General features: G+C 65.4%; 15 protein-coding genes and 1 pseudogene. 10 read left to right on the top strand and 6 right to left on the bottom strand.

What is annotated here, in order from left to right:
* Positions 1–165 precede the first annotated feature (165 nt).
* From ACK4E3_RS01385 to ACK4E3_RS01350, 8 genes are read left to right on the top strand one after another with little or no spacing between them, the layout of a single operon-like run.
* Entirely contained in the window at positions 166–651 is a 486-nt protein-coding gene (locus tag ACK4E3_RS01385) for an Rrf2 family transcriptional regulator (RefSeq protein WP_409695253.1), read from the top strand.
* Positions 648–1,787, top strand: a complete 1,140-nt coding sequence (locus ACK4E3_RS01380) for a cysteine desulfurase family protein (protein WP_409695250.1) — start codon at positions 648–650, stop codon at positions 1,785–1,787. Before ACK4E3_RS01385 ends, ACK4E3_RS01380 begins: the two co-directional genes overlap by 4 nt.
* A gap of 4 nt (positions 1,788–1,791) precedes the next feature.
* Entirely contained in the window at positions 1,792–3,261 is a 1,470-nt protein-coding gene (gene sufB, locus ACK4E3_RS01375; RefSeq protein WP_409695247.1) for a Fe-S cluster assembly protein SufB, read from the top strand.
* Between the two features lie 12 nt (positions 3,262–3,273).
* Positions 3,274–4,023, top strand: a complete 750-nt coding sequence (gene sufC, locus ACK4E3_RS01370; protein WP_409695244.1) for a Fe-S cluster assembly ATPase SufC — start codon at positions 3,274–3,276, stop codon at positions 4,021–4,023.
* A complete protein-coding gene (gene sufD / locus ACK4E3_RS01365) occupies positions 4,020–5,039 on the top strand; it encodes a Fe-S cluster assembly protein SufD (RefSeq protein WP_409695241.1) in 1,020 nt (339 codons plus the stop codon). The genes sufC and sufD overlap by 4 nt, the downstream gene beginning before the upstream one ends.
* A complete protein-coding gene (locus tag ACK4E3_RS01360) occupies positions 5,039–6,253 on the top strand; it encodes an aminotransferase class V-fold PLP-dependent enzyme (protein ID WP_409695238.1) in 1,215 nt (404 codons plus the stop codon). The genes sufD and ACK4E3_RS01360 overlap by 1 nt, the downstream gene beginning before the upstream one ends.
* On the top strand, positions 6,250–6,660 hold the full coding sequence (locus ACK4E3_RS01355; protein WP_409695235.1) for an SUF system Fe-S cluster assembly protein: 411 nt from the start codon (positions 6,250–6,252) through the stop codon (positions 6,658–6,660). Before ACK4E3_RS01360 ends, ACK4E3_RS01355 begins: the two co-directional genes overlap by 4 nt.
* A 10-nt stretch (positions 6,661–6,670) precedes the next feature.
* Positions 6,671–7,054, top strand: a complete 384-nt coding sequence (locus tag ACK4E3_RS01350) for a HesB/IscA family protein (protein ID WP_409695232.1) — start codon at positions 6,671–6,673, stop codon at positions 7,052–7,054.
* Between the two features lie 3 nt (positions 7,055–7,057).
* Here the strand turns inward: ACK4E3_RS01350 and ACK4E3_RS01345 are convergent, their stop codons facing one another.
* From ACK4E3_RS01345 to ACK4E3_RS01335, 3 genes and pseudogenes are all read right to left on the bottom strand, one after another.
* Positions 7,058–7,828, bottom strand: coding sequence for a lysophospholipid acyltransferase family protein (locus ACK4E3_RS01345; protein WP_409695229.1), 771 nt, complete (start codon positions 7,826–7,828; stop codon positions 7,058–7,060).
* Between the two features lie 47 nt (positions 7,829–7,875).
* A complete protein-coding gene (locus ACK4E3_RS01340) occupies positions 7,876–8,931 on the bottom strand; it encodes a GGDEF domain-containing protein (RefSeq protein WP_409695226.1) in 1,056 nt (351 codons plus the stop codon).
* Between the two features lie 554 nt (positions 8,932–9,485).
* Positions 9,486–10,616, bottom strand: a pseudogene (locus tag ACK4E3_RS01335) (DEAD/DEAH box helicase); the annotation flags it as partial.
* A gap of 258 nt (positions 10,617–10,874) precedes the next feature.
* Here ACK4E3_RS01335 and ACK4E3_RS01330 point away from each other — a divergent pair.
* A complete protein-coding gene (locus tag ACK4E3_RS01330; RefSeq protein ID WP_409695223.1) occupies positions 10,875–11,228 on the top strand; it encodes a hypothetical protein in 354 nt (117 codons plus the stop codon).
* Positions 11,229–11,287: 59 nt separating this feature from the next.
* On the opposite strand, the gene ACK4E3_RS01325 is transcribed toward ACK4E3_RS01330, so the two are convergent.
* Entirely contained in the window at positions 11,288–12,703 is a 1,416-nt protein-coding gene (locus ACK4E3_RS01325; RefSeq protein ID WP_409695220.1) for a hypothetical protein, read from the bottom strand.
* A 215-nt stretch (positions 12,704–12,918) separates the two neighbouring features.
* On the opposite strand from ACK4E3_RS01325, the gene ACK4E3_RS01320 reads away from it, so the two are divergent.
* Positions 12,919–13,080, top strand: a complete 162-nt coding sequence (locus ACK4E3_RS01320) for a hypothetical protein (protein WP_409695217.1) — start codon at positions 12,919–12,921, stop codon at positions 13,078–13,080.
* A 144-nt stretch (positions 13,081–13,224) separates the two neighbouring features.
* Here ACK4E3_RS01320 and ACK4E3_RS01315 read toward each other — a convergent pair whose 3' ends face one another.
* Complete coding sequence (locus ACK4E3_RS01315; protein ID WP_409695214.1) at positions 13,225–13,422, bottom strand: DUF4169 family protein; 198 nt, start codon at positions 13,420–13,422, stop codon at positions 13,225–13,227.
* 12 nt (positions 13,423–13,434) lie between these two features.
* On the bottom strand, positions 13,435–14,826 hold the full coding sequence (fumC, locus tag ACK4E3_RS01310) for a class II fumarate hydratase (RefSeq protein ID WP_409695211.1): 1,392 nt from the start codon (positions 14,824–14,826) through the stop codon (positions 13,435–13,437).
* Between the last annotated feature and the right edge of the window lie 12 nt (positions 14,827–14,838).

Here is a 14,838-nt window from a genome sequence, read left to right as displayed (position 1 = left end):
ACCGGCAAAAGCGGCAGGGGCAAAAGACGGAGGGAAATACTTGACCGCACGAGTCGGACTTTCTATGTCCGCCCTGCGCGCCGTGCCCCTGCGCCATGCCTCTGCGAAGGGGCGGGTTCTAGCACAAACGCCACGGAATGCGCGCGATTTCTGACGGGGTTTTTCATGCGGCTCTCGACCAAGGGGCGCTATGCAGTGATGGCAATGGCCGACCTGGCCCGCAATGGCTCCGGCCCCGCTGCGGGCGAGAGCGAGAAGGTGCGCGCTGTGTCCCTTGCCGAGATCGCGACACGCCAGGAAATCTCGCTGAGCTATCTGGAACAGCTTTTCTCCCGCCTGCGCAGGCATGGACTGGTCGAAAGCGTTCGCGGTCCCGGCGGCGGCTATCGCCTGGCCAGACCGCCGCGCGAGACCGCCGTGGCCGACATCGTGCTGGCTGTCGACGAGCCGATCCGCGCCACGCGCTGCGCCGGTCAGGACTCGCCGCGCGGCTGCATGATGGGTGGCGAGCGGTGCATCACCCATCATCTGTGGGAAGACCTGGGTCTTGAGATCCATCGCTATCTGGCGAGCGTCAGCCTCGAGGACGTGGTGCAGCGGCGCACCCGCCGCGCCTCTCCTGCCGATCTGTCCGAAGGGGCGAGGGCATGAGCGCGATCTATCTGGATTACAACGCCAGCGGTCTGGTCCGCCCGCCCGTGCAGAACCTGATGGCTGAGGTGCTGGCCGAAGGCGGCAATCCCAATGCCGTGCACGCTCTGGGCCGCCGTGCGCGGGCGCGGGTTGAAACGGCGCGTGCCCAGGTCGCGGCTCTGGTCGGTGCCGATCCTACAGCCGTGACCTTCTCCAGCGGCGGCACCGAGAGCAATGCCCAGGCAGTGGCCTCGGCCATTGCCAGCGGCTGTCAGCGTCTGATCGTCTCTGCCACCGAGCACCCATGCGTCGCCGAGGCTGCCGTGCACAGCGGCGTACCGGTCGAGATCGTGGGCGTCGGCCCAGACGGTCTCGTTGATCTGGACCAGCTGGCAGCTTTACTCAATGAGCGCGGTCCCGCACTGGTGGCCATCCACCACGCCAACAACGAAAGCGGCGTGATCCAGCCCATCGCCGAGGCGGCGCGCCTGGTGCGAGATGCGGGCGGCTGGCTGCACGTCGATGCCATTCAGTCGGCCGGCAAGATCGCCGTTGACATGACGGCGCTGGGCGCTGACAGCCTGACGCTCTCGGGGCACAAGCTGGGCGGCCCGCAGGGCACGGGTGCCCTTGTGCTGAAGGAGGGGCGTGCGCCGGTTCGCATCCTGCACGGGGCGGGGCAGGAGCGCGGCTATCGCGCAGGCACCGAGAACGTTCCGGGCATTGCCGGCTTCGGCCTGGCAGCAGAGCTGGCCATGGCCGAGCTGGACGAGACCGGCGCTCATGCGCTCTGGCGTGACGAGGCCGAGGCGCGTGTGCGCGCTGCGGGCGCGACCATCATCGGCGAGGGCGCACCGCGCCTGCCCAATACCCTGTTCATGGCCGTGGCGGACTGGGAAAGCCCGCAGCAGCTCATCAGCCTCGATCTGGCAGGCGTGATGATCTCGGCAGGCTCGGCCTGCTCGTCCGGCAAGACCAAGCCGTCCAAGACCCTCATGGCGATGGGGCTGGAGCCTCTGGCGCTGGGCGCGGTGCGCGTCTCGGGCGGCTGGGGCACGAGCCGCGAGCACTGGCAGCGTTTCGCCGAGGTCTGGACCCGCGCCTATGGCGCTCACAGAGCGCGCCAGGAAGCGCGTGCAAGGGAAACCGTCTGACACCATGCCCGCAGTCAAGGAAACCATCGACACGGTTGCGGAGCTGGAGCGCTACAAGCACGGCTTCGTCACCGACATCGAACAGGAGTTCGCACCCAGAGGGCTGAACGCCGACATCGTGCGCTTCATCAGCGAGAAGAAGGGCGAGCCCGAGTGGATGCTGGAATGGCGGCTGGCGGCCTTCGAGCGCTGGCAGGCCATGGACGAGCCCACCTGGGCTGCCGTGCGCTATGACCCTATCGACTATCAGGCCCTGCACTATTATGCGGCGCCCAAGGCGAAGGCGGGGCCGAAATCGCTGGATGAGGTCGATCCCGAAATCCTCGAGGCCTATCGCAAGCTGGGCATCCCCCTGAAGGAGCAGGAAGTGCTGGCAGGCGTCGAGGGCGCACCGCGCTATGCCGTCGATGCCGTGTTCGATTCCGTCAGCGTGGTGACGACCTTCAAGGAGGAACTGGCCAAGGCGGGCGTGATCTTCATGCCCATCTCGGAGGCCCTGCGCGAGCATCCCGATCTGGTGCGCCAGTATCTGGGCTCGGTGGTGCCGGTGTCCGACAACTATTTTGCGGCCCTGAACAGCGCCGTCTTTTCCGATGGCAGCTTCGTCTACATCCCGCCGGGGGTGCGCTGTCCGATGGAGCTGTCCACCTATTTCCGCATCAATGCCAGCCAGACCGGCCAGTTCGAGCGCACCCTGATCATCGCGGACAGGGGCTCCTACGTCAGCTATCTGGAGGGCTGTACCGCGCCCATGCGCGACGAGAACCAGCTGCACGCGGCCGTGGTCGAGATCGTGGCGCTGGACGATGCCGAGGTGAAATACTCCACGGTCCAGAACTGGTATCCGGGCGATCCCGAAACCGGCAAGGGCGGCATCTACAACTTCGTCACCAAGCGCGCCGACTGTCGCGGGCCGCGCTCGAAGGTCAGCTGGACGCAAGTCGAGACCGGCTCTGCCGTCACCTGGAAATACCCCTCGTGCATACTGCGCGGCGATGACAGCTCGGGCGAGTTCTATTCCATCGCCATCACCAACGGGCATCAGCAGGCCGATACCGGCACCAAGATGATCCATCTGGGCCGCAACACGAAAAGCCGCATCATCGCCAAGGCCGTCTCGGCGGGCCGGTCGGACTCGACCTATCGCGGCCTTGTTTCGGTGCATCCCAAGGCTTCGGGCGTGCGCAACTTCACCCAGTGCGACAGCCTGCTGATCGGCAAGGACTGCGGCAGCCACACCGTGCCCTATATCGAGGCGCGCAACGGCTCGGCCCAGCTGGAGCACGAAGCCACTACAACGCGCCTGTCGGATGACCAGCTTTTCTACGCCCGCTCGCGCGGCCTGTCGGAGGAGGAGGCCGTGGCCCTGCTGGTCAACGGCTTCGTGCGCGACGTGCTCCAGACCCTGCCGATGGAGTTCGCGGTGGAGGCGCAGAAGCTGGTGGCGATCAGCCTCGAAGGCTCAGTTGGATAAACAGAAGAAACAATGCTCTCTATCAACAACCTCCACGTGACCATCGGCGACAAGCCGATCCTCAAGGGCCTGTCGCTGGATGTGCCCGCAGGGCAGGTGCACGCCATCATGGGCCCCAATGGTGCGGGCAAGTCGACGCTGGGCTATGCCCTGGCCGGGCGTCCCGGCTATGAGGCGAGCGAAGGTGTCGTGACCTGGCGCGGCGACGACCTTCTGGCCATGGAGCCCGAGGAGAGGGCGGCGGCAGGCGTGTTCCTGTCGTTTCAGTATCCGGTCGAAATTCCCGGCGTTCCGGCCCTGACGTTCGTGCGCACCGCCCTCAATGCCCAGCTTCGCGCACGCGGACAGGACGAGGTGTCGGCGCCCGAGTTCATGAAGCGCGTCAAGGCTGCGGCCTCGGCCCTGCGTATGGACTTCGACATGCTCAAGCGCCCGCTCAACGTGGGCTTCTCGGGCGGCGAGAAGAAGCGCATGGAAATCCTGCAGATGGCTCTGCTGGAACCCTCGCTGCTGGTGCTCGATGAAACGGACTCCGGCCTCGACATCGATGCCCTGCGCATCGTGGCCGAGGGCGTGAATGCGCTTCGCTCGCCCGATCGGTCGATGCTGGTGATCACCCACTATCAGCGCCTGCTGGACCACATCAGACCGGACCGGGTGCACGTGCTGGCGGCCGGGCGCATCGTCGCCTCGGGCGGACCGGAGCTGGCGCACGAGCTGGAGGCGGAGGGCTACGACAAGTTCCTTCCCGCAGCGGCGTGAGCACAACCCAACTCGACATTCTCGATCCGTCCACCTGGCCCAGCCGCCGCAGCGAGGCCTGGAAGTGGAGCGACCTGTCGCGCATGACGCGCGATGCGCCCTCCCGCTCGGCGCCCGTCGCCGTGGCGCAGGGCGGGCCGTTCAGGGCACTGGGCGGCGAGGAGATGACGTTCGGCAACGGGCACACCCCAGGCACGGGTCACTTTCAGGCGCGCGGTCAGCAGACCCTGAGACTGCGCTTCGTTTCCAACACCGTTGGGACGGGCCATGGCGCCCATGCCAGTATCACGCTGGAGCCCGGAGCGGACCTGCTTTTGCTGGAGAGCCACGAGGGGCTGGGCACCACCTATTTCGCCCACAACCGCGTCAGCATCGAGGTGCCGGTGGGTGCAAAGCTCACGCGCATCGTGCTGGCCGAGGATGGCGAGGGCGCCACGGCAATCAGCGAGGCGAAGGTGAGCGTGGCGCCGGGCGGCACCTGTCACCAGATCGTGCTCATGACCGGGGCGCGCCTGCAACGCGCAGAGACGCACCTGGCCCATTCGGGCGATGGCGCCGAGGTGCGCATGGACGGCGTCTATGTGCTGAAGGGTTCGCGCCACGCGGACATGACCAGCGTGGTGCGCCACAGCGGGCTTGATGGCGTGACGTCGCAACTGACCAAAGGCGTGGTGCACGACCAGGCGCGCGGCGTGTTTCAGGGCAAGATCGTGGTCGAGCGCGGCGCGGACGGCACCGATGCGCGCATGGGCCACCACGCGCTGATTCTTGGCGAGCGCGCCGAGGTCAATGCCAAGCCAGAGCTTGAGATCTATGCCGATGACGTGAGCTGTGCCCACGGCAATACGGTGGGTGCGCTGGATGAGAGCGCGCTGTTCTATCTGCAAAGCCGCGGCCTGCCGCGCGATGAGGCTCAGGCGCTGCTGACCGAGGCTTTCCTCATGGAAGTGGTCGAGCGCATCGAACACGAGCAGGCCCGCGAGGTGGTGAGGCAATGGCTGACGGACAGACTCTGATGAGCCGTTTTGACCCCGCTGCCGCGCGCGCGCAGGTGCCGATCCTGTCGCGTCAGGTCAACGGGCACCCGCTGGTCTATCTCGACAATGCAGCCTCGGCCCAGAAGCCCGAGGTGGTGATCGAAGCCATGAGCGCGGCCATGCGCGGGGCCTATGCCAATGTGCATCGCGGGCTGCATACGCTCGCAAACGAGGCGACAGAGGCCTTCGAGGCCGTGCGCCATACGCTCGCGCGCTTCTTGAATGCGGGCAGTGCCGAGCAGATCGTGCTCACGCGCGGTGGCACCGAGGCTATCAATCTGGTTGCGGCAGGGCTGGCCCTCAAGCCCGGCGACGAGGTGATCGTCACCCAGATGGAGCATCACTCCAACATCGTGCCCTGGCACATGGCCTGTGAGCGCAGCGGCGCGCGTCTTGTCTGGGTGCCTGTCCTCGATGACGGCCAGCTCGACATGGCGGCGCTGGAGCGCGCCATTGGCCCGCGCACGCGCATGGTGGCCGTGACCCATATGTCCAACGTGCTGGGCACCATCAACCCGCTCGACAGGATCGTGCGTCTGGCCCATGCGGCGGGCGCGAGGGTGCTGGTCGATGGCTGTCAGGGCGCGGTGCACGCCCAGCCGGACATGCAGGCCATCGGCTGTGATTTCTATGTGCTGACCGGGCACAAGCTCTATGGCCCGACGGCCATAGGCGCGCTCTATGGCACTCAGGAGGCACTGTCGTCCCTGCCGCCATGGCAGGGCGGCGGCGAGATGATCGAGAGCGTCAGCGAGGATGCCATCGTCTATGCCGGGGTGCCCCGTCGCTTCGAGGCGGGCACGCCGCCGATCCTCGAGGCCATCGGTCTCGATGCCGCTCTCAATTGGTTCATGGCTATGGATCGCACCGCTGTGCACGCGCACGAGCAGGCGCTGTACGAGCGTGCCCTGTCCGGGATTGGCGCGATCGAAGGGGTCAGGGTGCTGGGTGAGGCGCCCGGCAAGGGTGCGATCCTGACCTTTGTCATGGAAGGGGTCCATGCCCACGATCTGGCGCAGATCCTTGATCGCTACGGCGTGGCCGTTCGCGCGGGCCTGCATTGTGCAGAGCCACTCGCCCGGCGTCTTGGCGTGACGTCGAGCGCGCGCGCCTCCTTTGCCCTATATAATACCCTCGACGATGCGGACGCCTTCGTGGCCGCCGTCAGCAAGGCCCAGAGTTTCTTTCGATGAGTGCAGTCCAGCCGTCCCAGGCCCCAGACCTCGAAGCGCAAGGCGCGACCGGCGCGCCCGCGCCTGACGATCAGGCCCATGCCTCGCTCTCGCCCGACGATCTGGCGCGTCTGACCGATGCGCTGATCGAGGCGCTGAAGTCGGTTTATGATCCCGAGATCCCGGTCGACATCTACGAGCTGGGGCTGATCTATCGTGTCGACGTCTCGGACGACATGGACGTGCGCATCGACATGACCCTGACCGCGCCGGGCTGCCCCGTGGCAGGCGAGATGCCCGGCTGGGTCGAGGATGCGGTGCGCAAGGTCGAAGGCGTACGCTCTGCCAGCGTGAACCTGACATTCGACCCGCCGTGGGATCCCTCCAAGATGAGCGATGAGGCCAAGCTCGCGCTCAATATGTTCTGACGAGGCGATGATGAGCGAGACCGTCATGCGCCCGCGCCGTCCCCGCCCCCGGGTGGTCAGCCTGACCGAGCGGGCTGCCGAGCGCGTGCGTGCGATCATGGCGCGCTCTGCCACGCCCGTGCGGGGCCTGCGGATCGGCGTGAAGAACGGCGGCTGCGCAGGCCAGGAATACACGCTCGACTATGCCACCACCATCGATCCGCTCGACGAGGTGATAGAGGACAAGGGCGTGACCCTGCTGGTCGAGCCAAAGGCCGTTCTTTTCCTGATCGGCACCGAGATCGATTTCGAGGAGACGGCGCTTGCCTCGAAGTTCGTGTTCCGCAATCCCAACGAGACCGACGCCTGCGGCTGCGGCGAAAGCGTGACGATCACGCCCGCCAGCGAGGACTGAGACTCAGGTCTCGCGGACCCCACGCTCGTCCGGGGCGGGCACGCGCACGGCCGGGCTTATGGGCTGGCCCGATGCCTCACTGACCAGTTCTGCGGTGCGCTGCTCTATGGCGGCCTCAAGAGTTTCCATGAACTGCGCCTTGGGCAGGTCGGGCGCGATTGGGGGCAGGAAGGCGAGGGTGGCCAGGCCCGGTTGCTTGCGGTGGCTCTGCTGAGGCCAGAACAGACCGAGGTTGGTCGCCACGGGCACCACGGGCATCTGGAAATCGCGCGCCATGTGCCACACACCGGCGCGATAGCGGAACTTCTCGCCCACGCGCGCCAGATGGCCTTCGGGATAGATCAGGATGCGCCGCCCCTCGGCGTGGGCTTCGGCGGCGCGGCTGGCAAGGGCGCGTCGCGCTTCGATCCCGCCGCAGTTATTGACCACGATCGCGCCCAGCTTGCGCAGCACGGTACCAAGCAGGGGAAAGCGCTCCAGATGATCGCCCGTGACAAAGGCCAGATCGTCGAACTGGCTGTAGATGCAGAAGCCGTCGCCCCATGACTGGTGCTTGCACGCGAGTATGAAGGCCCCCTCGGGCAGATGCTCGCGGCCCTCAACGTGCAGACGGATGCCCGCGACATGGCGCATGGCCCATACCATCGAGCGTACATAGGCCCGGATGACGCCGCGCACGAGCCCACGACCGGGAAACAGCGCCGCCAGTGCCGCCAGCAGGGTGTAGCCGACCGACAGGACCCAGTAGGCCGCGGCAAAGAGAAACGATCTCATGGTGCTGCGCGCTCCGCAGGTCCTAATTCCGGCGTAGCCTTGACCGGCTATGCGGCCTCTTCAAGGCTCTCGGCGATGGTGATGCGGTTCCGGCCCGAGCGCTTCGAGTGATAGAGCGCTGCGTCGGCCCGCTCGAACAGCGAAACGGGCGCTTCCTGTGGCTGACGCTGGGCAAGCCCGGCCGAGACCGTGACCGAGCCCAGCTCCTCGTTGGTCGAGCGGCGCCGCAGTGAGCGTGATGCAATCTCGGTACGCGCGCTCTCCAGGGCAGAGAACACGATCGGCGCGCTCTCGGCGGGGAAGATCATGGCGAATTCCTCGCCGCCGTATCGCGCCGCAACGCGCGGGCTGCGCCCGATGCGCGCCAGCACGCTGGCCACATAGCGCAGCACCTGGTCGCCCGTCTGGTGGCCCCAGGTGTCGTTGAAGGCCTTGAAGTGATCGATGTCGACCACGGCCAGCGTCAGGGGGCTGCGCTCGCGATCGGCAGTCTCGCACAGACGCTCAAGCTCCTCGTCGAAGGCCTTGCGGTTGGCCAGATTTGTCAGGGCGTCTGTCATGGCATCACGGCGAACCTGATCGAGATGCTCGCGCAGCACCTGAATCTCGCGCGTGGACGCGGCCAGACGGGTCTCCAGCGCACTGTTGTCCTCGGCGACCTTCAGTGTGGCAGATTGCAAGGTGGCGACCATGGCGCCCAGATCATCCGCGCTGACGCTGGCGTTCAGGCTGCGGCTCGCATCGCTCAGGTGCTCGCCATAGGCGCTCTGGGCATTGCGGGCATCGGTTATGGCCTGGGTGACCGAGGCCAGCTCGCGCGTCAGGACCGCACCGGCATCGTAGATGTCTTCGGAAAGGCGCATGCGCGGCAGATACTCTGCCGCCAGGGTCTCGCTGACTTCTTCGGTGATGGTGTCGCCGGACGCGATGATCCGGGACAGCTCACGCGCCAGAGCCCCGTGGGGGTCGCCCAGATGATGCAGCCAAAGCTCGAAGTTCAGGGGAGTCGGCCAGACGCGGGCCTTTTCCATCTCGTCCAGAGCCTGGCGCGCGAGCGCATAGGCCTCCGGCCCCCTGATCTTGGTCTGGACGGCTGCACCCATGAACGCTCCCCTGCACCCTATAGCCTTATCTTATGGCGATATAAGGCTAAGCATGGGGTTTCGTAACACGCGGTTAAGCGCGCGGGCGGACAGCGAATAATCGCCGCAAACCGGGCGGATCAGTAACCGCGTCGCAGGAAGGCGGGCACATCGGACGCCGAGCCAAAGGCCGAGGCACCGACAGGCTCGGGCTGGGCGCGACTGCGCCCGCGCGCAGCGGTGTCAGCACGACTGCCAGCCCGGGTGCTGTCGCCGGAACGCGAGGCCTTGCTTGCGCTGGCCCTGCCCCCGTCCTTGTCGCCACTGTCCTTGTTGACCCTGAGTTTGTCTGCCTTTTCCGACCTGGGCTTGCTTGCCTTCTTTTCGGGCTTGTCGGCGCGCGTGCGAGTTTCTTCCGCAGCGCGCTCCTGGGGCTCGGTGCCTTGAGCCTCCGACATGGCCGGGGCAGGGGCATCACTGCTCTTGGCAGCGCCGCGGCGCGTGCGACCCGCGCCAGAGGGCTCAGGGCTTGACGCCTTGCGACCCGCAGGCTTCCCGCGCGACTCGGTCGGAAGGTCAATATCCAGATCAAGTTCTTGCGGCGTTTTCTTGATCAGCTTCAGCAGCTTGTCGAGCGCCTTGTCGTCCTGGGGCGTGACGATCATGTAGGCCTCGCCCGTGCGCCCTGCACGGCCCGTGCGCCCGATCCGGTGCACATAGTCGTCGGGGTGATAGGGAACGTCGTAGTTGAAGACGTGGCTGACCTCGGGAATGTCGAGACCGCGTGCGGCCACGTCCGAGGCCACCAGCAGCTTGAGATCTCCGGCCCGGAAACTGGCCAGGGTCTTCATGCGCAGCGACTGGTCGAGATCGCCGTGGATGGGGGCCGCGTCTAGCCCGTGCTTGCTCAGCGACTTGGCGACGATGTCCACGTCACTCTTGCGATTGCAGAACACGATGCCGTTCCTGACATCCGCGCGCTCGATCAGGGCGCGCAGCGCCGTGCGCTTGGCCTTGGGATCGCTGGTGGGCAGGCGCGTCATGAACTGGCTGATGGTGTCGGCGGTCGTGGCCGGGCGGCTGACCTCGATGCGGGTCGGGTCCTTGAGAAAGGCCTCGGTCAGGCGCGTGATCTCCGGCGGCATGGTGGCCGAGAAGAACAGGGTCTGACGCCGGGGCGGCGTCAGTTTGAAGATGCGCTCGATGTCGGGAATGAAGCCCATGTCGAGCATGCGGTCGGCTTCGTCGACGACCATGATCTGCACGCCGGTCAGCAGGATCTTGCCGCGCTCGAACAGATCCAGCAGGCGCCCCGGCGTGGCGATGAGTACATCGACGCCCTTGTCCAGCGCCGCGACCTGATCGCCCATGGACACCCCGCCGATCAGCAGCGCCCAGCTCAGGCGCGTGCCCTTGGCATATTTGCGAAACGACTCCCCGACCTGATCGGCCAACTCGCGGGTCGGTGCCAGCACCAGCGCGCGGGGCATGCGCGCCCGCGCCCGCCCGGCCGACAGCCGGTCGATCATGGGTAGGGTGAAGGCAGCGGTCTTTCCCGTTCCGGTCTGGGCGATGCCCAGCACGTCGCGCCCCGCGAGGGCGACGGGGATGGCCTGCGACTGAATGGGCGTGGCTTCGGTATAGCCGGTTTCGGCGATGGCCTGCAGCGCGTGTGCGGACAGGCCCAGTTTGGTGAATTCGGTCATGAAACTCTTGGAGCAAGCACGCGGAGCCGCCCGGATCGTGGGCGAGCGGGCGGCGCGGATTCGCCAGTCCTGCTCCGAGGTGGCCCCTGACATAGGTGAAAACGCCGGAAAGTCAATGGGCTGAGTTTCATGACAGTGAAGTGTTATGCCGTCTTGATTGCCGCTGATCTGGGCGAAGACTGAAATCTTGAGTCGCCGCGCCAGTATTGCTAGCCTCCAGACCGGGAGAAACGAGGGGAGGGTTTCATGAAAACCTGCATGACTTCAATTGTCGTCGGCGTCTTTGCGCTGACGGCGGCTACTGCGTTTGCCGCACCCATGGATGTGCTGACCAGCAACACGCTGGTGTCGCGCAGCGATAGCGGCATGGAAGTGCGTTATCACTTCAACGAGGACGGTACCCTGGACGCCAGCGCAGGGGCCATGCGCATCACCGGGCGCTGGACGCTCGATCCGAATGCCGGGCTGCTCTGCGTGACGATCGAAAGTCCCCAGCCTTCGAGCGAGCCCTATTGCCGTCCGCTCGACGAATCCCTCGCCGTGGGTGCGCAGTGGGATGATGTCGATGGCAACGGCCAGCCCGTGACCTATCGCATCGAGGCCGGTCGCTAGCTGGTGGTGAGTCCAGTCCGGCCGCAACCGAGGGCTCCGGCCGGGCTGGACTCGGTCACTCAGTCGATCCTGAGTCTGAGGAAGATCATCATGCCTCTCGGGTCACTGCGGCCGTAAAACATCGCCAGGGCATCCGGCAGGGTGTTGATGGCATACAGGGCACCCAACCCAAGGCGAGTTTGCCTGCCGATACTCCAGTCGTGAATGGCGCCAAATGAAATCTTGGAGACCCTGTAGACGTCCCCATGATGTCCGCCGTGGCCAGGCATGAGTTCGTCGCTCTCGATGCTTTCCGCACGGGCAAACAATGTCCAGCGGTTGTCAGGGGCAAGCGCGGTCTCAAGCAGCCAAGCATCCTTGCTTTCACCGTGATCGTCGATGCGACGTCCGAAGGCGATTGTAGAGGACCACCAGCCGCCGCTTCCAAGGTTACGCGTGTGTATAGCGCTTGCTGACCATCTGCGTTCATCATCGTCTGGGTGGAGCTGTTCGGGTGCGGTGATGTCAGCCCAAGAAACCTGCACTGCCCACTCGGAATTCGGCAGCCAGCTCAGGCGCAACGCTGCACTGTCCAGACGTGGCGATTCGATGTCGAGGCGATTCTGGTCAGGCTCCCTTCCCCTGAAGGCGGACGCCTCGAATTTGAAATTTCTCCACGCGTATCCCGCCGTGATCACGCCGAACACAATGTGTGTGGAATCGAGCCAGTGGTGGGTGATCGGTGCTTCCGGGCTGTCCATGGCGCTCATACGGTGCATGAAGGCTGGCGGCCCGAATGCTGGTTCGCCAGGCAGACCCGCATAGAGATAGGCGGAAGAATTCTCTCCCAGTCGTCTCGAAAGCGATGCTGAAAGCTCCATGATGAGCTCGTGGGGATGCTGTCTGTCCACCAGCGGTGTGACCCCGTCCGCAGTCTCGCCGGCAGCCAGCAGCAGGGGATAGCCCTCACGCCCCATCGAGGGGTCGGGGCTGAGCATGGCGCGCAGATTAAGGGTCGTCTCCTGGCTGAGCTCACGTCGTGCCGAGCCCATGATCATTCCCGAAGCAAAGACCTGCTGATCGCCTCGGGGACCATTCTGGCGGCTGTAGGACAGATTGAGCAGGGTGTGACTCATGAAGGACCAGTCACCATTCTGCCAATGCAGGCCGCCATGACGGGAAGCATCGGGCTGCCAGCTGGTACCGGAGGCATCACGAGCGATGGTCCAGGGGCCAATAGGACTTGGCATGTGGTGGCCTGACCCGTTTTCGTTATGCGCCATGCGATGATCGCGGGTGTGGTCTTCGTCGTGGTCATGGTGGGGCGGATGCCGCCCTTCGTGGTCGTCCTCTTCAGATGGCTGGTGTTCGTGATCATGAGGGGGATGAGATGCGTGTCGTGGCGGCTCGCCTGCCGAGGCATTGATGCTCGTCAGTGACAGAATTGCGGTGCCGAGCGCCAAGGCGGCCAGGCGCGCGTTATGGGTTGCAGACATGATCTGCTCCTGTGTCTGGGTGCTGTGTGTCAAAGACCCGTCTCGACGATTGCCCGCTGGTGCAAGCCGTCGCGGTGCCTCGTCCGAGGCCCAAACAGGTCTGCGCTTTGCTGTGTGCCCGAACGATGCAGGGCCAGCGATCTCAGATCCGTGGGGGACCGTGCTCAGGCATCGGGTCCAGTCCGCACGCGACAGAGCGATGGCGGGGGCTGTGCGTGATCATCAAGGTCGACACAGCGGCCTGCGTGGTCGGCTCGGTCGCAACACAAGCCGATATGACGCAGCAGCCCATGAAGTTGATGGATAAGCCGGGATCGTCGGGAGCTTGCCGCGACTTGTCCTCGCTCACGGTTATGGCGTCCGCAATGGTTTCCTGATGACAGGGGATGGATGGCACCTCAGCCGCTACGGGTGGTGTGGCACCCAGCATCAGGGATGCGATCACACCCAGCAAAAGCAGACCTGCTCGCACCATCGACATTATTAGAGCCTGCATCAACCATGCAGATCACGCAAGGCCGTCAGGGTTCTGCGGCGGGAGCGTCGTCCTCGCGCCGCGCATGATCCAGGACGCGATTCAGGGAGGCCCGCTCGGCTTTTGCGGCCGTGATCTGCTCGCGCGTCTGGCCGTGCAGGGCACGGTTCTGTGCGGCCCTGGCCTGATCCTTCGATCGGGCCGCGCGCTTGCGAACAGTCCTGAGATTGATGATCTCGGCCATGACCGGCGCGCCTCAGCCCGGCGAGATCATCTTTTCGGGGCGCACCCACTGATCGAACTCCTCGTTCGTCAGATAGCCGCCGCCCACCGCTTCTTCGCGCAAGGTGGTGCCGTTCTTGTGTGCGGTCTTGGCGATCTTGGCACAGGTGTCATAGCCCAGCTTGCCGTTCAGCGCCGTGACCAGCATCAGGCTGTTCTCAAGCCCACGCTGGATGTTGTCGCGACGCGGCTCGATGCCGACCACGCAGTTGTCGGTGAAGCTTATCGCCGCATCGGCCATCAGGCGCACGGACTGCAGGAAGTTATAGGCCATCACCGGATTGAACACGTTCAGCTCGAAGTGGCCCTGCGAGCCCGCAAAGGTGATGGCGGCATGATTGCCGAACACCTGCACGCAGACCTGGGTGAGGGCCTCGCACTGGGTTGGATTGACCTTGCCCGGCATGATCGACGAGCCCGGCTCGTTCTCGGGCAGGGACAGCTCGCCCAGCCCTGCGCGCGGGCCGGAGCCCAGAAAGCGGATGTCGTTGGCGATCTTGAACAGGGATGCGGCCACCGTGTTGATCGCGCCGTGGCTCATGACCATGGCATCGTGGGCGGCCAGGGCCTCGAACTTGTTGGGCGCGGTTGTGAAGGGCAGGCCGGTGATGGCGGCGATGCGATCGGCCACCCCTTGCGCAAAGCCCACCGGCGCGTTCAGCCCCGTGCCGACCGCGGTGCCGCCCTGGGCCAGCTGCATCAGATCGGGCAGGGTGCTTTCGATGCGCTCGATGCCCTTGGTGATCTGCTGGACATAGGCCGAGAACTCCTGCCCCAGCGTCAGCGGCGTGGCGTCCTGGGTGTGGGTGCGTCCGATCTTGATGATGTCGGCCCAGCTGTCCGATTTCGCGCGGAGAGCATCGCGAAGGTGCGTCAGGGCAGGCAGCAGGCGATGCACGACTTCTTCGGCACAGGCCACGTGCATGGCCGTGGGATAGGTGTCGTTGGACGACTGGCTCATGTTGACGTGGTCGTTGGGGTGGACCGGTTTTTTCGAGCCCATCTCGCCGCCCAGAATCTCGATGGCGCGGTTGGAGATCACCTCATTGGCGTTCATGTTCGACTGGGTGCCCGAGCCGGTCTGCCAGACCACCAGAGGGAAATGATCGTCGAGCTTGCCCTCGATGACCTCGTTGGCCGCCGCGATGATCGCTTCGGCCAGGGAAGGATCCAGTTTGCCCAGCGCCAGATTGGTCTCGGCGCAGGCACGCTTGACGATGCCGAGCGCGCGGACGACGGGCAGGGGCTGCTTCTCCCAGCCGATGCGGAAGTTGCCGAGCGAGCGCTGGGCCTGGGCACCCCAGTAGCGCGAGGCATCGACCTCGACGGGGCCAAAGGTATCGGTTTCGGTGCGGGTGCTGCTCATGGTGTCGGCCTC

This window comes from Brevundimonas sp. (assembly GCF_046299595.1).
In the GTDB taxonomy this organism is placed as follows: Bacteria; Pseudomonadota; Alphaproteobacteria; order Caulobacterales; family Caulobacteraceae; genus Brevundimonas.
This window is presented reverse-complemented; position numbering and strand designations above follow the sequence as displayed.

Coding starts and splice junctions, on each gene's coding strand:
- ACK4E3_RS01340 (WP_409695226.1), bottom strand. CDS start 8,931: ATGGGTGCAGCCGTCCAGACCAAGATCAGGGGGCCGGAGGCCTATGCG.
- ACK4E3_RS01360 (WP_409695238.1), top strand. CDS start 5,039: ATGAGCCGTTTTGACCCCGCTGCCGCGCGCGCGCAGGTGCCGATCCTG.
- ACK4E3_RS01380 (WP_409695250.1), top strand. CDS start 648: ATGAGCGCGATCTATCTGGATTACAACGCCAGCGGTCTGGTCCGCCCG.
- ACK4E3_RS01385 (WP_409695253.1), top strand. CDS start 166: ATGCGGCTCTCGACCAAGGGGCGCTATGCAGTGATGGCAATGGCCGAC.
- ACK4E3_RS01325 (WP_409695220.1), bottom strand. CDS start 12,703: ATGTCTGCAACCCATAACGCGCGCCTGGCCGCCTTGGCGCTCGGCACC.
- ACK4E3_RS01315 (WP_409695214.1), bottom strand. CDS start 13,422: ATGGCCGAGATCATCAATCTCAGGACTGTTCGCAAGCGCGCGGCCCGA.
- ACK4E3_RS01355 (WP_409695235.1), top strand. CDS start 6,250: ATGAGTGCAGTCCAGCCGTCCCAGGCCCCAGACCTCGAAGCGCAAGGC.
- ACK4E3_RS01350 (WP_409695232.1), top strand. CDS start 6,671: ATGAGCGAGACCGTCATGCGCCCGCGCCGTCCCCGCCCCCGGGTGGTC.
- sufB (WP_409695247.1), top strand. CDS start 1,792: ATGCCCGCAGTCAAGGAAACCATCGACACGGTTGCGGAGCTGGAGCGC.
- ACK4E3_RS01330 (WP_409695223.1), top strand. CDS start 10,875: ATGACTTCAATTGTCGTCGGCGTCTTTGCGCTGACGGCGGCTACTGCG.
- fumC (WP_409695211.1), bottom strand. CDS start 14,826: ATGAGCAGCACCCGCACCGAAACCGATACCTTTGGCCCCGTCGAGGTC.
- sufC (WP_409695244.1), top strand. CDS start 3,274: ATGCTCTCTATCAACAACCTCCACGTGACCATCGGCGACAAGCCGATC.
- ACK4E3_RS01345 (WP_409695229.1), bottom strand. CDS start 7,828: ATGAGATCGTTTCTCTTTGCCGCGGCCTACTGGGTCCTGTCGGTCGGC.